The sequence below is a fragment of the Mucilaginibacter dorajii genome (assembly GCF_024808255.1).
GTDB classification, from domain to species: Bacteria; Bacteroidota; Bacteroidia; order Sphingobacteriales; family Sphingobacteriaceae; genus Mucilaginibacter; species Mucilaginibacter dorajii.
On record NZ_JANTYS010000034.1, the window covers coordinates 31,183 to 55,390 of the forward strand.

Consider the following 24,208-nt stretch of genomic DNA (forward strand, 5'->3'; position numbering starts at 1 on the left):
GTTGCCGTTAAAAGATATCCTTATCTCCTTCAGTCATCCATTCATCTTCAGCCATCGTAACTGGATCGAGCCAATCTGCTTTATGCCTGGCCCAAGCCCGCCAGTCATTATTGGGGCTGGGTATTGCAGCAAGGTACTCTCGAATAAGCTGTGCCTGCTTCCAGCGTTTTGCCTGCGTTAGTAACTCTTTAAAACTCTCTCGCTCTTCATGCTGGTGTGCATCACGTTTTGCCTGAAGTTTGCGTTGCTTTTCCCAATTCTCTTGCCATATACGTGCATTTTTTAAATACTCCTCTTCTTGTTTAGCTGATATATCCAACTTAGCCATTATTTTTGGCAGCTGGTCTTCTAATAGTTTGGTTTTTGAATCTCCCCATTCAGACTTTAACCTGTCATCAAGTCGAAATACTATCTTACCATTTGGCCGCCACTCAAATTCCTGATAGGGTTTATCCGCCTTGAATTTAGTTGTTCGTTCCCGAAAATTGACCTTGAGTTTTACCTCACCAACAACAATATAATTCCCATCTATAGTTATCTCATAAATGTATCCTCTGGCACGTATGCATTTAATTAATGTATCCATAAAACGAAGTGCCCGCCCAATATTGGATGGTGCCACGCGAATGTCCAGTTGCCCTTTTGTGGTTACAGCCATTCCAGGATAATTGATATCAGTCAGCTTTTCCAAACTTTCTTTTGCGGCTATAATCAGAGAGTCAGGTTTTATCAACCGTTCCGGTACTTTAAATGGTAATTTCTTCTGTGTTATTTCGTTAACGAGCTGAACCCGCTCGGAAGCTTTTTTAACAGGTTGTTCCTGAGGCCGTTCTTTGAGTTCAATAAAATCTTGTCCGTCCCACTTTGCCGGCAACTTTGGTTGGCGTCTATGATGCCCTGCTTTAACTTTAGCCCAGGAGCCTATTTTTGGAACAGGGATATTCATACGAAGGCATATTTTACGAAAACCAACATCCGATATCTTATATTTCTTAGCTATCTCGGTCATTGGTAGCTCCCATACCATCTGGTAGATTTCTTTACGTGTAAATCTGATCATAAAACTGGCGCTGCAGATTTTAGCTCATCCATGTTAAATTCACCCAGGCTTCGCAGATATTTCATCGTTATAAGTACTGATGAATGTCCCATCATTTTCTGAACCATATAAACATCTTTCGTACGGCGAAATACATCTATCGCAGCGGTATGCCGAAAAGAATATAATGTCTGTTTAGGGTATATTAATCCATGGCTCAATAATATTTTCTTTTCCCGTGACCATTGTTTGCTGAAGTAATCATCATTAAATGGCTCGTTAATTAAACTGAATATATTGTCATCTCTTTTAATGCCGTCAAGTACTGGTTCCAATTCGTGCCTTACATAATCGGGCACATAGACAACCCGGATCTTGCCACTCTTATTCTCACTACCATCTAAATGGATCTCGGTATTGTTAATCTTAAAATGCTTTTTAGTCAGTAGCCGTATCTCCTCATGAGGCCGCAATAAGCAGCCATAGGTCATCAGGCAGCAGCGATAAAGATTGATTTGCCTGGCTTTTAGAAAATTGAGCACTGGTTTTAGCTGATCCTTTTCATAAGCTAAATGAAGTGTAGGCTTGATTTTCTGTACTTCTGTTTTCTTAACCGTCATTAAAGATTCATCGATTAGTCGGGTAGCCGCGTTAAAAAGGGAGCTCAATTCACGCCTTTTATTCATGTAGCTCGTTGGAGATGAATTGTAACGTTGGAGGAATTCTTCGATTGTAGACGTCTTTAATTTCTTGATTGACATTTCACGGCCTTCTGGCCCTAAAAAGATCATGAACTGATTGTAGGCATACCGAAGGCTATCTCTATGTAGTTTACTGATATCGGATGTAAGTTTTCTGTCGAGCGCCTGCTGAAAAAGCAAACCAATGGATTTGTTATTTTTTTTAATTTTCATCCGGCAAACATGCGCTTATAGCACATATCGACTTTATTAAATTCTTTTCTTTTTTGACAGCTATGAACAATACAGTCTTAATCACCATGTAAGCAACTAAAAGCAAAGCCGGATAAAATGTCAAGGGCGAGCCAGCTGCTGAAAGCTTACAATACGGCTCGCTTGTATACCCTTGACGTTTTATTCCGGCTTGGACTACCTTTGCGATAGTGGTGAGTAAGGTAATCCCACAGTATTAATTAATTTATTTGTTGTTGCCCATCTAACTAATCAGGAACAGGGCTTTCTTGCAATTTTTTAAAGACTTCCAAGAAAAAATGAGTTGCGAATTTTTTTAAATCCTCCCGGGAGGGCAAGGGACTTTTTGTCATACAAAAAGACATCTTGCAGTAACAAAAGCAAGATGTTTTTTGATAATGATTTTAAGCTATTTGATGCTTCGTAAAACTGAAAGAATGATTCTCGGAGCATTTTAAAAATCGTTTTCGAGAATCTCGAAAACGGTTTTTTTTAAATAGGAGATTAACATATACAAATAGTCAATTTGATATTGTAAAGGCTGTTATCGTGATATTAAGATCTATTGATAGCATGATCTACCGATCTCATGATCGTAAGATCGGTAGATATCAAGATACCGCCTCCTGCCAGGAAATCAGGCTGCCTTTTATAGGATGGTAAGATGGGCTATATTTAATATAACCTAATTCGACCAACTTCTTAATACATTTGTGATAGGTAGCAGTAGATGCAATATTGCTATAAGACATTAATACCCTACGATTGACTGGAAAAGGAGTAATTCCACCATTCTGCTGCAAGCAGATAAATAAAGCATTGTAAAGGCTTGAATGACTTATAAATAATCGCGGGTCTTTCTTCATTTTCATAGCCCGCTCATTGTATACCTTGAATCTGTCGAGTTTTACAGGTGGCCTCATTGTTTACCCCCTTCCAGAACTTTTTGAATGTCCTCCAGCTTGTAATACATCATGCCGCCAATCTTAGTAAAGCTAAGGGTGCCATTAATTCGTAAATTTTGCAAAGTGCCTGGTGAGATGTCCAATAGTTTTCTCACGTCCTTGCTCTTTACCCATTGCCTGCTTTGTCTTTTTTCAGGCTGAAGAAGAGTTTCAATTTTTTCCAGGATTCTTTTTTCGAAGGCATCCAGGGCCTCTGTTGTAACTAACTCATTTGGTCTCATTTAATTTAGTTAAAAAATAGTTCGTTCACCATTCGCTGACCTATGGGAATGGCGCGTTTTAATCTGCAATTGATTTAATTGCAGCTGTTTTTATTTAAAACAAATATAAAATATTGTTTTGACAAAATAAAACATATCAAAACAAATGATTAATTTTGCCATAATCAATCGGTAAAAGACTTAATTAGGATTGATCGTTTTTGGTTAAGTCTGATTAATTATAGCAGCTTAACCAAAGCGGTGAATATCAAAATCAGTTAAACCCTATCAAAAAATATTTTTAAAAAAAGTGAATAAAATTAGTTACAAGACATATTTGAATGACCGTTTGAAGCAGGTGGATTTCCATGGGCAGCCGACCCATCCACTATACGTGCAGGTAACTTTTGAACGGAAAACGATATTTTTTAAAAGCTATTATTTCGAATTGTTCTCTAAATCCAGATATGGACTGGAGTTGCCGGATGGTAGCGTTAAAGGGCCTGATATTGAGCAAATTATTGAAAAGGAAAACGAGGTGATCCATTTTGTTATTGATAAAATGAAGGACGGATTTTCTTTGGATGCATTTAAAAAAAACTATGCTTATTTTAGTAAGGACCTTTGTGATGTGACTGAATTCGATTTTATCACTTTCCTGTACCTATTCTTTGATGACAAGAAAATGCCACACATGGCAGAACTAATAAAATGGGGTACCCTTCAATTTGTAACCTATGATCTGATCATGGATTTTAAAAAAGTTCTTAAAAAAACTTTATATCATGAGCTTGTTGAGCAAGCATTTGAAAAGGCACCACCCTACCTCCAACTATATAGCTTTATGATGTCCACCAAAAAATGGCCAATGGTTTGCCTCACAGCGATGGAATGGGATAATATGGAAACGATCAAATCTTTTAAGGAATATGTGGAAGTACATTATCCGAAGTTAAAGTCTACAACATTGATTGGACAGGTGAATAACTGGCCAAAATATCGTAGAAAGGTTTTTTGAAGTTCCTTTCAAAAAGTAAGGGACTGCCCCCTTGGAATAATCATGAGTTAAGCTATGGATAATAATATTAAAACTCTAATTTTAGTTGGCTTTCTCGAGGATAAGATTCTACGGGAATTATCGGAGGATAAAATACACCGATTATAACAAATGGATTTTTGGAGCGACGGGTGTGCCATTCCTTAGTCGTTCCTAAAAAAAAATATAAGTCGCGGCCCTTAAAATAATCCCAATATTTTTCTTTTACTTTTGCCAGCGCTTCCTGTTCATTCGCTGACGTGCGCACGCAGTTAAAATATAATTGGCCAATCTCCCAGTCTTCGATCATTAAGCGGGAAACGCGGCCATTAATATCTTCAAATTTGTAAAAAAATTTATACGGTAGTTTGGCAATCAGTTTGCGAGGTTCTGTGTTTGCCCCATTGGTGATAAAAAGTTCCAATTGATTTAATTGGTCTTTCCATTCCTGTTTCCATTCTCTGTCATCTTCTTCTAATTCAAAGTTTAACAATTTGGAAGGTTTAAAGGTAGCGAGTGAGACATTCTTAGGATCCTTACTGTCCTCAATTAATAAGCTCATGTCTTTGTATACCTTTTTTGTACAAAGGGAAATACGCGATTTCCAGGCTTCCATCTTGGCCTTGGTGCCTCCCTTGATATCGATGCTCTCGCGAACCATCATATCCGAAAAATTGTAATTCAAAGGCGAATGGCTTTCAGGCCGAAAATCCTCGGTCCTGCGACGCAGGCTTAATTCAATCCAGGTGAATTTATACGTTCCTATAACACCGTCGTTACGCAGGCCCGAAAGAAATTTGAAAGGAACCGGATAAATTCTGATCCAGCTGCCATCTTCACAAATACCAGCCGTACAAACCAGTTCGTCGTAGCTCCTGGAGGGCAATGGATAAGTAGTGACCGTGATGAGAACTTTCTTTTTGTGCATTTAAGTCTAAAGGTGATGAAGCTCGAACTCCCAGCCTTCAAACTGTGTTATTGCCTCTGCCAGCGGCTTCCGATGGCATTGACAAATATTTGCTTCAAAGCAGGTTAGGGCGATTCTTTGGTGTTCCTGCAATAAAGATAAAATAGTTTTTTGATTATCAATAGTTTCCGCCAAAGTGACTTCTTTATAAACTTTAAAAAGCTGATCGTAGTCTGCCTGTTTATTCAACTCCTGCCGGTCTGCAGACTGTATACCGACCTCGGGTAAATGTCGATAAATGATCCCTAAGCTTTCACAGGCAGACTTAAGCTGGTTTTTGGAAAAACCAAATTTCATACTGATGGGATTGTTGCGGACATCACAGAGCAGGCGAATGTCATTTGCAATAAGTTTATTCAGATATGCTTCAAGCGAGATCCCCTCATAGCCAATTGTAAATAACATCGTTTTCAGCTTTTTCGGACGCGCTGCTATTACTCGTTCATATTGTTCCGAGCTAAGGATGTCCTTTGCTATCAAACTATTAATCGCATAATAGGGGTGGGAAATATAAGTAGACTTAGTAAGCTCCTCATTTGTTTTTAAGCCATAGACGACTTTAAGGCTTTTGATTGCCTGCCGGTCTGTGGGCTTTAGCTGCGCTAGATAATCGACGTCAGAGGTTTTGTGTATACGATTGCCTTCCTGTCCAACAATATTATATTTTTCTAAAGTGTTTAAGTCGGCTGCACTTTGAAAAGAATAGCAACCATATTTATAAGGAACAAACTCATAACTACCTTCAGTTTTCTGAAAGCGGGTCAGTAGAAACAGTAATTTTTGAAGACGAATCTTCTCCAGATCGTCATCAAAAGCTTGCAGCAATCCTAATAAAAGTTTCCTCCGATAGTACATGGTACAAAGGTAGTGATTTAAGCTTATATGCTTGCCGTTAGGTGTCAGCCTGATCCAGATCTCCAGGCGTTACAAGAAAATGGAGGATATAAATAAGTTTCGCCGCGGAGTCTAACGCTAAAAAAGCTTCCTGCCTGCTAGCTCGACCGCCCTGATGAATAATTTTGTTGCGTAACCGGTTAATCCCCTTTAAAGCTTCGAGCAATTTACTATGAGTGGATAGGTATTCGGCTTTAATTGTACCAAATAACAATTCCAATTTGGTTGCCGAGGATAAATCTATTAATAGATTTTCTGCATTTTTATCGCTTGGGTTTAGAAATCCCGATTTGAACCAAAGTGACAATATCGGGAATGTATGCGCTTCAACGGCTGTTGCACAGTTAATGACCGCTTCACTATACCGACCTTCATAAATTGCATGGTTCGCATCAACCAATAAGTTTATTTCTAATAGTTGATTACTGGCGTTTTCCATCATTTCTGAAAATCCAATGGCCCAACCTTCATCGTTAATACTATAAAAATATTCTTGGAATGCGGGTGGCGCCTCATAATGTAACGGTTGATCTATATTTAAGATCAACCCATCCCCGTCCTTAACCACAACCTTTGCTGAACTTACGGTTCGCGGAGCTATAAGTACCAGATTAGTTGAAGCTTCATCAAATGTCCGCGCATTATAAATGATATAATTTAATACAGCGATTCCCCTTTCAACAAGCAGATCAGTAGTATACGCTTCATCGGCATGTAAATCCCAATTGACCGTCAATATCATGTTTTCGGCTTCAGTAGCCTTCCGCCCGTTATACCCATACGATCGGTTTTGGACGTCAACAACCGTTGGCGTATCATAGTCTTGCAGCATTTTTGCGGAGTAAAACGGCACCATAACTTCTATTTTAACAGCTCTCATAATCCTAAATATACTTAAAATGAATGCCCCAATGATCAATAAGGCTTTCATAGGTCATGGTGGCCGCTCCGGAGGTGGATGGCAGGGAAATAATGGAATTGTGCGGAAAGGAATGCCGAATCTCGTTGATCTTTGCAGATATGATTGGGATACTTGTATTATTTGGATTGAAATTGATTATCACTTTTTGCGGCTTGTGCTTATTGATGATTGTCAGTATTTCATTGTCGTTCCAGATCGGGTTCGCTCTTTCGATAGCGGTATCGGGAAAATTGTCATAAATCTGGTCAAATGTATTTGGTCGTATGGTTTGAACAATATCGGTAATCAAGATACCTCGATCTCGGCAAAACTGCTGTTGACGCTCGAAGACTTGTTGGCGGTCGAGCATCCGACTGTAGAATTTCAGCCCCTGAAGATTTACCGCTTTTAAACTTTTTCCGTCGTAAAATTCCGGGGTGTGGATATGGTCCATGACTTTCCAGAAGCGGTTTTGAGGCCGGTCATAAAAATTCCTGACCAGGTTGAACTTGATAAATTTTCGGCTTTGGATAATCTGCTCGAATTGGACTTGTTCCTCTGCATTCAATTGAGTCTGGTCGGGCAGGCCGGGATTAAAGGTGCCAATGATTATCACATCTACCCGGGCCATCCCTTCTGTGGAAGTTAGCCTATCCAAAAAACGGTGGGGAATAATGATGGCCATAGGATAAGATTTGCCATCAAAAATAAGCGATATAACTGATTGCGCGATTTATTATTTAGCTTTAGTAAAACCTTACCCTCATGTGAAATATAAATCTTAATTTCATCAACCTGGCTTTGCCCGACTATCGCATAAATTTTATAAAGTAGTTCCTTGCAAAATATCCGGTATGCTTAATTCAGGAGTATTACTTTTGTAGCTAATTATTACACTTAACCAACGCGAATATGCCGCGAAACTTAATCAATTGAAATGACCTCCGGTGAAATAGAAGGGAAACTAAGCTTACTAATCGAACAATTTGACCGCGAGGAATTCATCTATGATTTTCTGCTGGCCTACGGCATTTCCAAAACTTCGGTTACTCGGTTAAAGAAAGGCGACTATAATTTAGCGAAAAAGCCTGGTGAGTTGTTATATAAAAATAAGATCTACTTTAAAACAGCGCCAGCCTCTCAGCTGTTACTGGCCATAGAAGAAGCCGCGTTAGATCCGAATATCCTGAAACACGGGCCTCGTCTGATCCTCATCACCGATTTTGAAACGATCGTTGCCCGCGACCTGAAAAAGAAAATCAACGCAGATTTTGCCTTGGGCGAGCTGCCCAAATTCAAAGACTTCTTCGTGCCGCTGACCGGTGCCGAGATCTACAAAGCGTCTAACGATAATAAAGCAGACCGCGAAGCGGCATATCAGCTCGCCAAACTTTATGATATGCTCGTCGTTGACAATCCAGACCTGTTGAGCGAGGGCAGCCATCAACTGAATTTATTTCTTTCACGAATCCTCTTTTGTTTTTTTGCCGAGGACACCGGCATCTTCAAAACGGAAAGCATTTTTACAAATACCCTGGCCAATCATACGGATGAAGATGGCGCCAACGTACATAATTTCCTGAATGGCCTATTCCGAAGGCTGAATACGAAAGAGGGAGAGTTCGCCACGCATCTACAGGAGTTTCCATATGTGAACGGTGGGTTATTCCGCGATGAGATCAACAGCCCACATTTTTCCCGTAAATCAAGGGCCATTCTGCTGGATTGCGGTAATCTGGAATGGGGAGAGATCAATCCCGATATTTTTGGGTCTATGATCCAGGCCGTGGCTGACCCTGAGGAGCGTAGCGACCTCGGGATGCACTATACTTCAGTGCCTAATATTAAAAAGGTTATCGAGCCGCTATTCCTGAATGACTTATACGCGGAATTTGAAAAGCATTTAAACAGTGCAAACAATCTCAAAAAACTGCTAATCAGAATATCGCGCATCAAATTTTTTGACCCAGCCTGCGGCAGCGGGAATTTCCTAATCATTACGTATAAGGAACTACGCCTACTGGAGATTAAGATCATTAAATGCTTGATAGACCTGGACGCACAGCAAAATGTGAAGCTGCTTTATTTTACGGGTATCCAACTTTCCCAGTTCTATGGCATCGAGATCAAAGATTTCGCTCATGAGATGGCTTTACTATCATTGTGGCTGGCAGAGCATCAGATGAACAAAGTCTTTGAAGACATGCTGGAGGGGTATGGGCGCTCAAAACCGATCTTGCCTTTAAAAGAGGCCGGACACATCGTATGCGCCAATGCGACACGCTACCCTTGGCCGGAGGCTTGCCCTGCCAGTGAAAAGGAAGAAGTATATCTTTTAGGCAATCCGCCATACTTGGGCTCTTTTTTGCAAAGTAAAGAGCAGAAAGCTGATCTGGCATTCGTTTGCCACGGATTCAAATCCTATAAAGACCTGGATTACATCGCCTGCTGGTTCATAAAGGCTGCTCAATTCGTAGAAGGCTCCAGTGCCAAATTCGCCTTTGTGACAACAAATTCCGTTTGCCAAGGTGAGCAGGTTATTTTGTTGTGGCCATATATTTTTGCCAGGAAGCTTGAAATTCAGTTCGCCTATAAATCCTTCAAATGGACAAATAACGCCAAAAAGAATGCCGGTGTTTACTGTACCATTATCGGTATCGGTGCCCGGAACCTGGAGAAGAAGAAACTGTTTGCAGAAACCATTTATCAGCAGATCAATAATATATCGCCTTATCTTACCAACGGCAATAACACCATCGTCTCCAAGCGGATGAAGCCCCTTTCGGTCCTGCCGCCAATGAACTATGGCAGCAAGGTCGTCGATGGGGGGCACCTTATTTTTAAGCAGGAGCAAAAGGATAAGCTGCTGGCGCGGTACCCCCAAGCGAGGCCCTTGTTTAAGAAGTTTGTCGGATCAGCGGAGTTTATCCGAGGCCTTGATCGCTATTGCCTATACATGGACGACTGTGATCTGGAAATGGCTATGGCTATCCCGGAAATTGCCGCCCGGCTGGATGCGGTTACCGAGTTTCGCCTCAAAAGCACAGAGGAAAGTACTCGTAAACTGGCCGATAAGCCGCATGAATTTTATTACTCCGTTCACGACAATTCCGATTCCATCATCATCCCGAGAACTTCATCTGAACGGCGCGAATATATCCCTATGGGTTTCCTAAACGGCGATTCCGTTATTTCCGACGCGGCCAGCGCCATCTTTAATGCGCAGCCCTGGATATTCGGGATTGTCAATTCCCGCCTGCACATGACCTGGGTACGGACTGTTGCCGGCAGGTTGAAAACGGATTACCGGTATTCATCACAGTTATGTTATAACACATTCCCGATCCCGGAAGTATCGGGAAAACAAAAAGAAATCCTGGGCCAGTATGTTTTTGGGGTACTGGACGAGCGCGCGAAATTTCCCGAAAAAACGATGGCCTGGTTGTATAATCCGGAAACTATGCCCCCTGGCCTAAAACAGGCGCATATACAGCTTGACGAAGCGGTCGAACGCATTTACCGCCTGAGTCCATTTCAAAGCGACACCGAAAGACTTGAGTATTTGTTCCGGCTCTATGAGGAGATGATACAAAAGGATACCTTGTTCGCTAAAAGCAGAAAAATTAAGAAAGTTAAAGCCACTTTAAATGAGTAATCAGGAAAATAAAGCTGCAGGGTATATTAAACCCATCAACTTGGTAGAGGTGCGTTATGCGCAAACCGGCGCCAGCAAAAAAATCAACGAGGTGGGCATGCGGGAGATGCAGGCTAAGGCTTACGAAGCACGTACCGCGCAATACCTTCTGCTAAAAGCGCCACCCGCTTCCGGAAAATCAAGGGCATTGATGTTTATCGCCCTGGATAAGCTCATCCATCAAAATATTCGCAAGGTCATCGTCGCCGTGCCGGAGCGTGCGATCGGTAACTCTTTTGCACCAACTGAGCTGAGTAAATTCGGATTTTTTGCCGACTGGGAGCCGAACCAGCGATACAATCTGTGTACACCTGGCGGGGATAAAAGCAAGGTGCAGGCCTTTCGGAATTTTTTAAAAGGGGATGACCGTATTTTGATCTGTACTCATGCAACCCTGCGTTTTGCCTTTGAGGGATTGGATGAAAAAGACCTGAACGATTGTTTGCTGGCGATCGATGAGTTTCACCATGTATCCGCAGATGGTGATAACCGGCTCGGCGACGTGATCCGTAATATTATGGCCCGCTCGACCGCACATATCGTGGCGATGACGGGTTCTTATTTCCGGGGTGATAATGTACCGGTATTACTGGCAGAGGAAGAAGCCAAATTCACCAAGGTAACCTATAATTATTATGATCAGCTGAATGGCTATGAACACTTGCGTTCCCTCGGCATAGGTTACCACTTTTACCAGGGCCGTTATTATAAAAAACAGCCCGGCCGGGATATATCGGCACTGGAAGAGATTCTGGATGAATCGCTGAAAACGATCATTCATATCCCAAGCGTTAACTCGGCCGAATCCTCCAAACAAAAACTTGAGGAGGTCAGCCATGTAATAGACTGTATAGGCGACATGGAATATCAGGACAGTGAAACCGGTATTTTATTTGTACGCAGCAAAAGGACAGGCCGCATCCTAAAGATCGCTGATCTGGTAAATGACAACCAAAAAGAAAGAGATAAGGTAGTTGCCTACCTTCGCGGAGTCAGTAGCCCGGACGATATCGATATGATCATTGCATTGGGCATGGCTAAGGAAGGTTTCGACTGGCCATTCTGTGAACACGCACTGACGATCGGCTACCGCGGCTCGCTTACCGAGATCATTCAGATCATCGGCCGCGCGACCCGCGACAGTAATAATAAATCGCATGCCCAGTTCACCAACCTGATCGCGCAGCCTGATGCTGTGGATGATGACGTAAGACTTGCAGTCAATAATATGCTGAAGGCTATTACCGCCTCGCTTCTGATGGAGCAGGTGTTGGCGCCAAATTTCAAATTTAAGCCAAAATATCCCGAGGATGACGAAGATGAATTGCCTGACACCCATACGATCAAAATAAGCGGCTTTAAATTACCCACATCGCAGCGGGCTAAGGATATTATCGATACCGACCTTAACGACCTGAAAGCAAGGATACTGCAGGATGAAACAATGCTGCGTGCCATGCCGGGCAATGTTCCTGCCGAAACCATTAATACGATCTTGATCCCTAAGATCATCAGGGAAATTTATCCCGATCTGGATGCTAGTGATGTGGAAGCAATCCGCCAGTATGTAGTCGTAGATTCTGTAATCAAAAACAGCACTATTGAGGAGCAGGGCAATAAAAAATTCATCCGCATGGCCGGTAGCTTTGTCAATATCGATGAGATTCATATCGACCTCATAGATGCCATTAACCCGTTTCAAAAAGCATTTGAAATCCTCTCCAAATCGGTGACGACCGCTGTGCTGAAAGCTATCCAGGATACGATAGCCGTAACTAAATTTGATATGACCGAAGAGGAAGCTATTTCCCTGTGGCCGAGAATCAAGGAATGGGTGAATAAATTTGGAGAACCGCCAAATTTGCAGTCTTTTGACCCGAAAGAACAGAAAATGGCACAGGCATTGGTATTTTTACGTGAGGAAAAAAGAAAACGCATTCAGCATGGCTAATACTTTAGATGATATTTTTGATGACGATGAATTCGGCCTGCTCAACCCAAATGTCCGGCAGGCCGGTGCCAAAACGGATGAGGATCGGCTGATCTCTGCATTTGAAGAGATTAATACCTTTATCGATACGAATGGCCGGGAACCCGCTACCGGCAGTATGTCCGAGTATACGCTGCTGGGCAAACTTAACGCATTTCGCGGTGACGAAGCTAAAAAAAGGATATTGAAACCCTATGACCGGCACCAGCTGCTAGGCCAGCTGGCTGCGGAAGCGAGGAACTTCGATGATGTAGTGGCCGATGATGATCTCGGCTTATTGGAATACAACGGCGATACTTCCATCTTTGAATTTAATTATACTCCCAAACCGAGTGAACGCGCGGCTTCAGATTTTGTGGCCCAAAGGAAGCCCTTGTCAGAAAAGGAATTTGCCGGCTATGAAACCATGTTCCAGCAGGTCCACCGGGATCTGAAAGCAGGTAAGCGTAAGCTTTTGCCATTCGACCGCCTAGAAAACAATCTACAGCAAGGGAATTTTTACCTGCTGGACGGCTTATTGCTGTATTTGGAAACGGCTGATATTGAACCGGAACTGCGCGGGGTAAATACCGGTGGCCGGGTACAATTGGACGGACGCACACTGACCATATTTGAGAACGGCACAAAATCAAATATGCTATTCCGCTCTTTGGGTAAATCCCTGCAAAAAAATGGCAAATTGGTTACTCAAACTGCTTCGGCGGCCGAAGCGGCACTACAAGCCAATGCTTCAGTTATTTCCGGCGAGGATCTAGAAAGCGGCTGGATCTACGTCCTGCGATCCAAATCTGCCGATGCACAGATTTCCAATATAGAAAATTTATTTAAGATCGGTTTTTCTTCTCAGGAGGTTTCGGTCAGGATTAGGAACGCAGAGCGCGAAGCGACCTATTTAATGGCTGGGGTAGAGGTCATCGCTACCTATCGCTGTTTTAATATCAATCCGCGCCAGCTGGAAAACCTGCTACACCGCTTTTTCGGGGATTGTTGCCTGCAGATAGACCTGCATGATACCTCAGGCATGCGAATCACGCCCCGGGAATGGTTCGTAGTACCGCTGTCGGTTATAGACGAGACCATCCACCTCATCCTGAACGGAAATATTGTCAATTACCGCTACGACGCCAAAAGCAAGGTTTTGCGTCTCATTTAGGAAAAATGCTTCCCGATCTCGCGAATCAGATCGTTATGGGGCTGCTTATCATGTTCAAAAACGAAGTCATGCAGGTCACGGAACATTTTTGAGTAGCGCTGTTCATGAAAACGTTTGGGTTCGAACGGCGCCCGAATATACTCCTCGTACCAGGAACGGTAATGATCAAAAGCCTGTGAGCGTGGCAATTTTTTCATGAATTGGTGCAGAGATGGCAAATTATTCAGGTTATCCAGAAAACGGCGGTGGACTCGTGCAGCTTCAAGCGTTACGTGCGGCAAATTATATTTGCTGTACAGCCCGAACACATTAATATTGCCTTCCTCGTCATCTTCGTTAAAACGTAGTTTAGTGCCTAGTAGCTGCCGACGTATTTTCTTCGGCGCTTTTGGGTCTACCACTACTTTGAGTTCGACCATTTTCATCCCGGCCCGGTCATAATCCGGCTCAAAGACCATTGCCTTACCAAATCCAGCAGTGTAGGGATTTAGGGAAATCTCGTCCGTAAATGCGGTCGTCCCTTTGTTGATTGTATTGCAGGTCCAGTCGCCGGGCACCAGATTAAACAAGGAATAACATAGTAGCGGATAGGATGCTTTATCAAAGAAATGGTCCAATTGATGCACCCGTACCGTTTTACCGCTGGGCGAGCCGCTGTACATCGCTGGTTCCATATTGCAGTAAGGGCAATAATGCACCAGGTTCCGTGTGCGGAAGAATAGCTTGATCTCATCGGTGATCTTGTTGTATGCTTGGTAATCAAAGGCCAGCGCTAACACCTCCTTTTCGGCTTTGCCCAGTATATTATGTGTTGTTTCCAGATCATCATTCGTTTGATATAAGCGAGAAGCGCTGCAGGTAAGCAGTTTCAGCATTTCCCCGTTCTTTTTATCGAGCAGTTTTTCGACAAGGTCCAGCAGGTCCTGGAATTTCACGAAAGGTGTGAACCGTTTTGGGTTCGTGTAAAACATGACGGTGCGCCGGTAGGTCTTTGCCTTGAACCGGGTGGCTCCAACCTGCCTAGTGCGCATTTGGTTGATGATCTTACGGGTCACTGTGGCGACCTCCCTAAAATGTGGTATGGCGGGAGTCACGCCCTTACCAGTTATGTGCAGTAGGGCCGTCTGCAGAATCTCCAGCCGGAAAATGACCTGCACGCCGATCGCCTTAAAATAATCCTGCTTTAACTTTGGAATATTCTTTAACTCAATTTTGATCATAGCGGCGCCTTAGGAAATGTCTTAAACTATTTTGCAGATAACTATCGCCGATCAGGTCTAGGATACTTTCCTCCTGTTTGCTTAGGGAATTACCCAACCGAATAGATTCGATCAGATCGTTGACTTTGGCTTCTGCGAATTCACCCATAAGCGTACCATTCAGGAAAAAACTGCCGGCCAGCAACTCATTGATATTGGCCGCGAAAGTCTGGCTTTCCGGCGCCGATGGCTGCGAAAGCCCGGTATCCTTATCGACTGCTAGTAAAGTGATGTGGTCTTGTGGTATATCCGATAGGATGAAAGGCGAATGGGTCAGGAAGATCATATTGATCGTTTCCAGCGTGTTGTCCACGCCGATATACAATCGCTTCAATGCCAAGTATAATTCATTGATAAAAGAACGCTGGTAGGCCGGATGAAAATAAAGCTCGATCTCGTCGAAGACCAGGTTAACGGCGCGATAAGGCAGCCGCGGTAATTTACTATAGCCGACGGATTGCAGGTTGTTCAAATGGTACAGTACGGTTTGCACCGTATGGATCATTTGCTGTTCCCCAGAACTCAGGTCATTGAAAAAGCTGGGCTTATCCAAGCCGATCAGCTCAAAATCGATTTTGAAGATGGGCGGCGGCAAATAATTGATCATTTCCCATCCTCCGGGATCCCCCGTCCAGATCAGCAGGTCTTCTAGGCTGGGCTTAAAAACGATCGTTTTTCCACTATCAAAAATCTGCTGCCCGATCTCGAACAGTTTCGGCCATTTCGGGTTTGCCAATCGTCTGAGAAAATTGACCGCCTGCTTGAACTTAAATGTAATATGGCTCGGCTCATCCCTGAGCTGTTTAAAGAACCTCCGGTTCTCTGCCGAACGGCCTTCGCTGTCTAAATTAAAATGTCCCAGCCCGTCATAGTTTTCACGGATGCTTTCTATCTTTTCGAGAATATAATTCAGCGCCAGCATGGCCAAACCCGAACCAACCGGCAACTGATCCGCGAAATCCTTGTCTTGGAAGAAAACATGGAACAAGTCCTGCAGCAGCCCTTTCTCTCTTTTGGGCCCAGTAAGCCCTTCTTCCGTTAGCAGTACCTGCTGTTCCTTTACTTTGTCTTTATCGACCGTCAGCCATACCCGGTAAACTTTAAGTTGGTCGGTCAATTTGATACGTTCCTTTAAATCCTTATTCATATGGCGCTGTACCAGCAGATTAGCCAGCAGCCGCTGTTTGCCCAGCGCCAGTTCTTTATTGATATCAAAATTGCCGTCATTGCGCATGGGATTGATTACCACTGGCGTTTTATAGCCGTCATTCTTATGGAACAGACTATTTATCCAGTCGCCCATATGTTTGGCATTCAACGCATAGTGCGAATAGTTCACCGCAACGGTGTAGAAAAAATGCTTGGTGATCACTGCTGCTGAAAAGGGCAGCCAGGTCCGGGCATATTCGGTACGACCTTCCTCGGCTGCTTCTGCCGTTGTGCGTTGCAATTTAAACAGGTTACAGGCCGGTTCGCCATCGGCCGCTTTTACCTGTACACAAAATACCGCCCGGTTTATCTGATAGTAGATCTCTACCTGCACTTCCGCAGCCATGGCCAGCATTTCCCTCAACTGCCGCCGCAGCCATTTTTCCTTTCCATCCATTTTTTTCAGCAGGTCTTCCTGCACGCTGATCAATTCATCAGCAGCAGCGATCCTCTCCGTCAACTTTTCAAAACTTAGAAACTCTTTTTTTTGCTTAACCGAATGCTCATATTCATTACCGATCTTTTCACGGACATCTTTTGATTTTTGTAACTGCTCTTGCCGGTAGGTAATAGTGCCCGGCGCGTTTTTCAATTGTTCCCTTAAACTTTTAGGGGTATCATCTAATATCTCCTCGCTGACCGAGATCAGGTAGACTGCCGCGAAGAATAGCTCCATTAGAGTGCTCTTCCCCGATCCGTTCTTGCCTACTACCGCAGAAATATTGATCCGCAGAGGATGGTTATCTGCGGTCGAAAGGTCGTGCAGGTGCAATCCGGAGGTTCCAGGCAGCGATACCGCTGCGATCTCATCATCGGGTAAGGCTTCCCGTCCCCCCGCATTATAGAACTGGTAACCCTGGTAAAAAGGATAGACGATGCCGGGTTCCAGCACTTTTGTATAATGGGAAGTACAACCGGACATCGGCCGGATCGCAATCAGTTTAAAGTCGGTCATGATAAAATTTCGTCTGCCCTAAGATAAGCTAAATCCGTGCTTTAGATACCGGCGTTCAAAATTTGTTGACTATGTAGCAGCTGACTTTTGAAAGATGGAGCTTGATTTTTGATATGTCATTTTTTCCAAGGATAAATCATCAAAGTGGTACTAAAGTGAGAATTCACCCTAAAATGCAATATTATTAACTGACGCTATCTTAATATATAATTGTATTAAATATTTATATATTAGCTTTTACCTAAATTATTATATCCATGCCAAAAGAGAGCGTCCTGTCTGAAGAAGAAAAAAGTTCCTTCGAAATAAAGAAATTCATTTTTCATATCATTATTGAAGATCAGCTACAGCCTATCTATCTTGATGAGGTGGCGCTGGAAGAGGATCAGATACGTTTTTTTACGCAGCGGCTTGTCGACGTATCAGAAGGTGTGCAGCATGTTTTCGTTGACCGGGAGAAATCAGAATTTGTAAAGGACTGTGAAACGTTGATAGCGGATCCGGAAGCCAATTTTCTGCGGATGTCTAAAAAGCTGGCCTATTCTTTTAAATCCTACCATAGCGGACAAACCAGTAACGGGGTGTTTATCGCCGCATTGGTTAATGTAGAGAGTAAACGGGACCTGATATTTTTATTAAAGCTAGATAACCGGAAGGTCTATCAGTATCGCCTGAAAGGCACGAAGGCTTTGCTAAAGGAACTGACCCAGACTTTCGTTGAAGATAAGAAAGCAGTACAAAAGTCTGCGCTGGTGGATGTGAGCGACTATTATTCATGGGATGTTTTAGCGCGCGAAAGAAACCCGCCGCCGAAACAAGCGTTGAGGGTATATTTCTCCAATTTCCTGACGGTGATGGAAAAGGATGTCCCTTCGACGCTAACGCCGAAGGCGGTTAAATCTGTACGTGCCTGGGCAATAAGCAACCGGGAGGATCTCGATCCAGATCAGGATGTGTCTAGTTATAGAGCGAGGGCTATTGGTTATATGATGGGTGCGGCGATGTATAAAACCGATGACTTTATCGATGCGGTAGTAATGGATGAAAACGAGGAGAGGCGGGAGCGTTTGCGGCAGTCACTGAAGGAATATTTTGATGAGGTTGGGATGTCGGGGCAATCATTCGTCCCTAATAAGACGAGCTTAAAAACGGCGGAACGCAAAAATATCCGGGAAACGGCGGAAGGTGTTAAAATAGAGTGGGAAGGTGAGGCTGCGGATAATAATATTGATTTGCCAAGGGAGAAGAACCCGCATGACGGGTTGTTCCATATCGTCATTAAGACAAGGGAGATCATCAATGCCGACAAGTCATGATGGAAGCTTTTGTAAAGTTCATCCGGTATTTACCTAAGATCCGGGGAGTTACGGTCGTAGAGGACTCCTGGGCGACTCTTAAGCTCAGCGGCAAGGTAAAAGACCTTGACCTGACGGAGCTTGGCGGGTCGGCTGCGGACCTAAAAGAATTGCAGGCTGCTAAACTTTTTTTATTTGAGATCGAGGGCGGCGAGAAGCGGTTGTCAGTTGAGGATTTACAACCGTATACTAGAGGAAATTTTACCGACAACAACTGGACAGCCACCTTCTTAAAAGATACTTTCTTTTCCCACCAATCTGGGGAAGCCGTGAAAATGAATTTCTTTTTATCGGTAAGCGCTTGTCAGACCTGGCTACAAGGGGTAGACATATTTGATGATCGAAGCCCCATATATTCCGGGCCTTTGATCATTTTCGTTGATGGCCTGAAGGTGCAATTGGGAAATTCTTTATTCGGCTTTTGTCCCTGCGATGTGCAATCGGTAGTTAAGCTTGCCCCTGCAGATAATAGCCTGCCGCATTTCGACACCCTTAAAGAGGTGATACATTTTATTACTGCGGCGCACTTCTATGTCGATCCTGGAAAGTTCTTGCTAGAGCAAACGACTGAAGCGTTACTGCTGCCTACGCTTGTCCGGCATGCCATTCGGGCGATGGCCTGCGGCTTGGCAGATGAGGTTTATTCGCAGGACAAACTGATTTTTGCTGGGGGAAGGCGTGTTATTTTCGATAAAATGATATCGGATAATGATGTTTTTACCCTTGATGATTATGTTCATCTTAAAGCAGTTGTCAGCTGGATATATGAAGACAAGGCTGCGGTCAGGAAAAAGCTGTTTAACGAGCGTTTTACCTTGGATGCTGATGAGACACTTTCCCTTGCGTTTAACCTGAAGATCTATGCCGGTGTGGCGCTTGAGCAGGCACAAGAACGTTACATCTTTGTCATTACGGAACGTAAGGATGCTTATGTGAAGGAGTTAAAGGACTTGCTAAAAGACCTGCGGGGACAATCAGACTTATATTCAGGGAAGATCAGAACGCTGCTGGGTAATTTTCTACGGGATGCACTCGCATCATTGGTACTGGTAGGCTTTACAATATTTACAAAGTTTTCAGAGGATCTGACGCTGAATAAGCACCAGTTACTGACTTATGTATTCTGGGCGCTGGGGGCATATTTCCTATTCTCCATCATCATGCAGGCTGTTCACGACTGGACAGATATTATTATTACCTCCAAAGAGCTAAAATACTGGAAGTCGGTTTCCAAGGAGTTGATTGCAGATGCTACTTTCGAAAAACATTTTAAAGCATCATTGAAAAACAGGCGGAACAGCTTGTACACTTTATATCCAATAATCGCGGCTTTGTACCTTTTAATTGCCTTCTGCTGTTTCAAATACCCTTCTTTTTTCGAGAAATTAATCAATAAAGAGCAGGCAAAGGAAAAGAAGGTATCCGTGCAGGTGAAAACAAAGTCCGAACCCCGGTAACCCGAATTAACTCTCCGTTACAACAAACCCAACTGTTGAAGGATTATTGCTTTCAAAAACATTAAGTCAAACCTGGCTTTAAACGAGCCTTCTAAATTATTCTAATCAGGTTGCCTATTTTATTGTTTTCAATATGCCTGCCTAATTCTGCTTTTGCAGCATTAAATTTCGCTTCGTCCCTTTCTTCCTTTGCCTGCTCAATCTGGTTGATCAATCCGGCCGCCGTTTCCTGACCTTCTTTTATCATTTCCACCATCTTTTCTTCATTGGTGAGATATAAATGAATATCCAGGTTAACGATATGCCCGCTATAGCCGATTGATTTTAATAGCAATGCTACAATGAGGGTGTGGAGCCTCAATGAAATCTGAGTGAGCTCAAATATATGCTCCATATCAAGGGGGTTACGCCCGTGCAAGTAGTCATTTCTTTTATCAATGGTTTCTTTGTCCTCGTTAGACAGCATGATTCCATAAATCTCGAAGGTTTTAACTAGTTTATCCCTATTGGTAGGACGATTTATCCCTTCAATATTCTTACGGAGGATATCCAGGCTCTCTGCCGGTATCCGGCCTTCATAGGTTGCTAATACTGCTTTCAGCTCAGCAACAAAAGCCCTTGATATGGGTTTATTCGTAATTGGTTTTAGTTCTGCGGACTTTGCTTCACCAAGGGTCGCCGTCAGCGTTTCCAGTGCAACTGAATATAGTGCACCCTGTTGCAGAGGATCATTGTTGCCCATCGCGCTGATCACGAGGTTTGCGGCATGAAGCAATGTTTCATCATTATACAAAGCTTCGCATAATCCGGAAAAAATGGTGGGATCTACCGGGCCGTCGAAAGCCTTTTGCTTTTCAGTATTTTCATCATCCTTTCCCTCAAATGCTCTCCTAAAGATAGGAAGGTTAATCAACTGCCTCTCTGAAAGAATCGATTCTTTTTGCATTTCGTACCATAAGCCATCTATTTGCCTGAAATCAGTATCTTCAGAAGTAACATAATTACAAGTACCTCCGTAATACTTACCGCTGATTACCGCGAAAGCAATTTTTATAATTTCAGCTTTCAGCTTAAAATCTTCCAAATCCTCCCTGCCCCTGCCGTCGATAATCAGAATATCACCGGTTACCGTATAAAAATGATAATGGATTCCCGCGATAATTACTTCGGTGTAACTTCCTCCTGTTTTAAATGACAAGCCCATCAGGGAGCCGTGCACATTAAATTTTTCGTGATCGTACAGCTGCATTCCTGTAAAGTCTAAAATGCTTTGTGGGCTCGTTATCTTATCGTCTGCAATTTTTAAAACCAGCCTGTTGTACCTATTTTTATAATCATTAGCTGAAACTAAACTGGCCTGCCGGAAACGCCCCTTTAAAATCTGCGGTTTATATGGAAAGCGGGTCGAAAAGTCAAATACACTGTTTTTTACAACTGCAATGTTCTCGTTTTTTCCGAATATCCCCAAGCTTCTGTGCAGTCCATAAGATTCTTTATGTTGAACTCCGCCAACCTCTGGCGGCTCTACCATCGTAATCTCAAACTTGATACCAGGTTCGTTATCACTGGATAACGCTATAGGATATTCCGATAGTTTTACGGTTTGCTCCGTATCAATATAAATCAGTTTGATCGCATATTCACCAGGTGCAGCAAAATCATGTATTGCTGTAATAGAAGGAACTAAATACACTTTTGAGGCTTCTTCAAGGATAGAAGATATTTCTATTGGCTTTGCTGCTATAGTTTCCCAGTCATCCTTTTTCTGAAATGTCGTTTTCATTCTTTTTGTAGCATTAGTAATGAGGATTTTTAAATTGTACCCAAATACCCACATGGGGAGCGACCTGTATTCACTTGCTTTCAGGCGTGCATAAATGGAGTTTTCGGGATGACTGCCAATATCTGTGGCTAGCTTATCATTCCATACGTAAGTCGCAGGCTCAATTGTTCCGTTTAATGCAAATAGCAATATCCGGGGAAACCAGTAAGGTCCCTGCCATTGCTTATCTTTATTAAGAAAGTAGAACTTTTTCACTTTCAAATTTAGGAAATAGGACCCAGCTATTCTGTTGTGTTGAGTACCTTTGCTATCATAAGCTAGTGATTTTGATTTGGCCAGATAGTATCTATTTCCTCTGTACTATAGAAGCGGGTGCTTCTTAATTTTCTGAAGTGTATTGCGTAGTTTTTTAAATTGAACGTTATTTGCAGTGGTATCAACAGCAAATTAAGAACTGAACTTTACAAGTTAAAAGAATATTTTACTAGAATAAAATTCTGATATAAATGATATAATTCTTATTTTTGAAGTAACCCATTTGCATTCAATTAGTTGCAAAAAATAGGTGAGCATCTGGTGAGCGCCAGGTTTTTAGAAAGTAAAATCATTGATTTTCAAAGATATAAGGGCATGGTTCGAGTCCCGTCCATTCCGCAGAAAAGAGCAAAAGCCTTACTGAAAAGTAGGGCTTTTTTGCGTTTGCAACTTTTTAGATTTCTGAGTCATTAAGGGAGGATCAAGCAGAAAAGTTGTGGGAGAATAAAAAAGCATTTGTTTTGTGGATATAAACAATCAATCCGAATACTCTTGTCATCAGCATACGAAACACTTGTCCGCCTTATCTTACCAGAAGGCCTTTTAGAATATTTTGAACTTACCGATGTCCTCACATCTGAAAATGGAGAGTTGAATATTTACCTGGAGGAGAAGAACCTTGCCCCATCTGGTTACGATAAATCCCAATTGGAGTCTAAAGGTTTTTTACCGGAGACAGCTATTCAGGATTTCCCTATCCGGGGCCATAAAGTAGGATCAGACTCCAAAACTAAACTTCCCCATTAAAACCTTCGGGTTATTGCCAATGCCGATAGGCTCACCGCACAGCGCTTCATTGCCCAATAGTGCAAATAAAATGGCCTCTTTAGCATCGGGCTCGATGCCCAATTCGTTTGTATCGGCGATACGCCCAAAAGTATTTTTTAATTCGGCTATTACAAATGGGTTTCTTGCGCCACCACCGCTTACAAATATTTTAAGATCAGCAGCAGCAATGTTTGTATTTATAAAATTGATGATCGATACAGCGGTAAAAGTGCTCAACGTGCTAACCAGGTCTTCCTTCGGGATATTTTCCGTTCCGGATGCTTTTTGAGCTTGGTCGACATACATTAAATTAAACAGTTCGGGACCGGTTGTTTTGGGCGCTTGTTCTGTAAAAAATGCGTGGTTTAATAAAGCAGTTAACAGGCTCTCATTTACAGAACCGCTATTGGCTATTTTTGAATCTTCGTCATAATCTTTACCAAAATGCAGCCTGCAGGCCGCGTCGATCAAGGTATTGCCTGGCCCAATATCGGTACATAAAACTTTACTGGTGTCACCATCGGCAGGTAAATAAGTAAGGTTGGCAATACCACCAATATTGAGGAGGATCCTGTTTTCGCCGGGTCTGCTTCCTAACAGCACATCGCCATATAAAGCTAAAGGTGCACCTTCGCCACCGGCTGCTATATGCTTTTGCCTGAAATCACTGATAGTTAATATGCCTGTTTTTACAGCCAGGTGATCGCCGTCGCCTATCTGAAGTGTGGCGTTTGGATACCCTATTTGCTTATGCAGCCTTTTAGGAGCATGATAAATGGTTTGCCCGTGGCTTGCAATAAAATCAACCGAAGATGGGGTAATATGCCAATCCGAAAGCGCCTCTAACACTAGTTCACCATGATAGTTGCCGATGAAGGCATTGAGTAAAGTTAGCTTCTCTAAATCGACAGTTTTTTTTGCGAATACGCTTTGCACTTCACTTTTAAAACTGTGAGAATACGGGATGGTTGTAAATTGTATCAATTCAAATTGGGTGTTCGTTCCGTTACCTGTAAACCGGCACAGTGCAATGTCGAGGCCATCGAGGGAGGTGCCAGACATAAGACCGATGCCCAACCGGCTTGTTTTTTGGGTTACATTAAAAAGTTTTTGCAGATTTTGATTTAAAGGTAACATCCGGTTAAATTACTTATTTGTTGCCCGTTTACAAAAGTTTAAATAATGGATGCGCTAAGTAAATATCTGATATATTTGTTTTCAACCAAATTCAACCCCATCCCATGGCCCGATTAAATTTATTGGAAGAGACCCGGTACGAGAAGCTGCCGGTGAGCGTTTATGGCAACCAGCAGGAAGCATCACTGGCGGTAGCAGG

The 24,208-nt window shown here is 42.9% G+C and carries 18 protein-coding genes and 1 pseudogene; 8 read left to right on the top strand and 11 right to left on the bottom strand.

The annotated features are described in order from the left end of the window. Positions 1-7: 7 nt before the first annotated feature. The 3 genes from FHS10_RS27335 to FHS10_RS27345 form a co-directional block, all read right to left on the bottom strand. On the bottom strand, positions 8-1,060 hold the full coding sequence (locus tag FHS10_RS27335) for a hypothetical protein (RefSeq protein WP_259097202.1): 1,053 nt from the start codon (positions 1,058-1,060) through the stop codon (positions 8-10). Then, on the bottom strand, positions 1,057-1,953 hold the full coding sequence (locus FHS10_RS27340; protein ID WP_259097203.1) for a tyrosine-type recombinase/integrase: 897 nt from the start codon (positions 1,951-1,953) through the stop codon (positions 1,057-1,059). The genes FHS10_RS27335 and FHS10_RS27340 overlap by 4 nt, the downstream gene beginning before the upstream one ends. Positions 1,954-2,890: 937 nt before the next feature. Next, a complete protein-coding gene (locus FHS10_RS27345) occupies positions 2,891-3,157 on the bottom strand; it encodes a helix-turn-helix domain-containing protein (protein WP_259097205.1) in 267 nt (88 codons plus the stop codon). A 289-nt stretch (positions 3,158-3,446) separates the two neighbouring features. Between FHS10_RS27345 and FHS10_RS27350 the strand changes: the two genes are divergently transcribed. Further along, entirely contained in the window at positions 3,447-4,154 is a 708-nt protein-coding gene (locus FHS10_RS27350) for a hypothetical protein (RefSeq protein WP_259097206.1), read from the top strand. Between the two features lie 67 nt (positions 4,155-4,221). Here FHS10_RS27350 and FHS10_RS27355 read toward each other — a convergent pair whose 3' ends face one another. Genes FHS10_RS27355 through FHS10_RS27370 form a run of 4 tightly spaced genes read right to left on the bottom strand, consistent with a single transcriptional unit; the run spans position 4,222 to position 7,619 of the window. After that, on the bottom strand, positions 4,222-5,100 hold the full coding sequence (locus tag FHS10_RS27355) for a DUF8757 domain-containing protein (protein WP_259097207.1): 879 nt from the start codon (positions 5,098-5,100) through the stop codon (positions 4,222-4,224). Between the two features lie 6 nt (positions 5,101-5,106). Continuing rightward, positions 5,107-5,994, bottom strand: coding sequence for a DUF488 domain-containing protein (locus FHS10_RS27360; protein WP_259097208.1), 888 nt, complete (start codon positions 5,992-5,994; stop codon positions 5,107-5,109). Positions 5,995-6,031: 37 nt separating this feature from the next. Next, on the bottom strand, positions 6,032-6,964 hold the full coding sequence (locus FHS10_RS27365) for a hypothetical protein (protein WP_259097209.1): 933 nt from the start codon (positions 6,962-6,964) through the stop codon (positions 6,032-6,034). Next, positions 6,918-7,619, bottom strand: coding sequence for a uracil-DNA glycosylase family protein (locus tag FHS10_RS27370; RefSeq protein WP_259097210.1), 702 nt, complete (start codon positions 7,617-7,619; stop codon positions 6,918-6,920). The genes FHS10_RS27365 and FHS10_RS27370 overlap by 47 nt, the downstream gene beginning before the upstream one ends. Before the next feature lie 252 nt (positions 7,620-7,871). Between FHS10_RS27370 and FHS10_RS27375 the strand changes: the two genes are divergently transcribed. The 3 genes from FHS10_RS27375 to FHS10_RS27385 are packed head-to-tail and all read left to right on the top strand — an operon-like array spanning position 7,872 to position 13,771. Then, entirely contained in the window at positions 7,872-10,589 is a 2,718-nt protein-coding gene (locus tag FHS10_RS27375) for a class I SAM-dependent DNA methyltransferase (protein WP_259097211.1), read from the top strand. Further along, the gene (locus FHS10_RS27380) at positions 10,582-12,579 is read left to right on the top strand and encodes a DEAD/DEAH box helicase (RefSeq protein ID WP_259097212.1); all 1,998 of its coding nucleotides are present in this window, start codon (positions 10,582-10,584) and stop codon (positions 12,577-12,579) included. Before FHS10_RS27375 ends, FHS10_RS27380 begins: the two co-directional genes overlap by 8 nt. Further along, the gene (locus FHS10_RS27385; RefSeq protein WP_259097214.1) at positions 12,572-13,771 is read left to right on the top strand and encodes a GIY-YIG nuclease family protein; all 1,200 of its coding nucleotides are present in this window, start codon (positions 12,572-12,574) and stop codon (positions 13,769-13,771) included. Before FHS10_RS27380 ends, FHS10_RS27385 begins: the two co-directional genes overlap by 8 nt. On the opposite strand, the gene FHS10_RS27390 is transcribed toward FHS10_RS27385, so the two are convergent. Together FHS10_RS27390 and FHS10_RS27395 are read right to left on the bottom strand one after the other, a co-directional pair. Further along, entirely contained in the window at positions 13,768-14,991 is a 1,224-nt protein-coding gene (locus tag FHS10_RS27390) for a hypothetical protein (RefSeq protein ID WP_259097216.1), read from the bottom strand. The genes FHS10_RS27385 and FHS10_RS27390 overlap by 4 nt on opposite strands. Next, positions 14,978-17,194 (bottom strand): AAA family ATPase, encoded by a 2,217-nt coding sequence (locus FHS10_RS27395; RefSeq protein ID WP_259097217.1) that lies wholly within the window; start codon positions 17,192-17,194, stop codon positions 14,978-14,980. Before FHS10_RS27395 ends, FHS10_RS27390 begins: the two co-directional genes overlap by 14 nt. A gap of 257 nt (positions 17,195-17,451) precedes the next feature. Between FHS10_RS27395 and FHS10_RS27400 the strand changes: the two genes are divergently transcribed. Both FHS10_RS27400 and FHS10_RS27405 read left to right on the top strand, forming a co-directional pair. Then, the gene (locus FHS10_RS27400; RefSeq protein ID WP_259097218.1) at positions 17,452-18,510 is read left to right on the top strand and encodes a nucleoid-associated protein; all 1,059 of its coding nucleotides are present in this window, start codon (positions 17,452-17,454) and stop codon (positions 18,508-18,510) included. After that, complete coding sequence (locus FHS10_RS27405) at positions 18,507-20,006, top strand: hypothetical protein (protein ID WP_259097219.1); 1,500 nt, start codon at positions 18,507-18,509, stop codon at positions 20,004-20,006. The genes FHS10_RS27400 and FHS10_RS27405 overlap by 4 nt, the downstream gene beginning before the upstream one ends. 91 nt (positions 20,007-20,097) lie before the next feature. Here the strand turns inward: FHS10_RS27405 and FHS10_RS27410 are convergent, their stop codons facing one another. After that, positions 20,098-22,044 carry a hypothetical protein gene (locus tag FHS10_RS27410; RefSeq protein ID WP_259097220.1) on the bottom strand — a complete coding sequence of 649 codons (1,947 nt, stop codon included), beginning with the start codon at positions 22,042-22,044 and terminating at the stop codon, positions 20,098-20,100. Positions 22,045-22,596: 552 nt separating this feature from the next. Between FHS10_RS27410 and FHS10_RS27415 the strand changes: the two genes are divergently transcribed. Continuing rightward, the gene (locus tag FHS10_RS27415; RefSeq protein WP_259097221.1) at positions 22,597-22,851 is read left to right on the top strand and encodes an ISAon1 family transposase N-terminal region protein; all 255 of its coding nucleotides are present in this window, start codon (positions 22,597-22,599) and stop codon (positions 22,849-22,851) included. Here the strand turns inward: FHS10_RS27415 and FHS10_RS27420 are convergent. Continuing rightward, complete coding sequence (locus FHS10_RS27420) at positions 22,822-24,009, bottom strand: anhydro-N-acetylmuramic acid kinase (RefSeq protein ID WP_259097222.1); 1,188 nt, start codon at positions 24,007-24,009, stop codon at positions 22,822-22,824. The two genes, FHS10_RS27415 and FHS10_RS27420, sit on opposite strands and share 30 nt — an antisense overlap. A gap of 104 nt (positions 24,010-24,113) precedes the next feature. Between FHS10_RS27420 and FHS10_RS29350 the strand changes: the two are divergent. Continuing rightward, positions 24,114-24,208: pseudogene (locus FHS10_RS29350) on the top strand (glucosamine-6-phosphate deaminase); the annotation flags it as partial.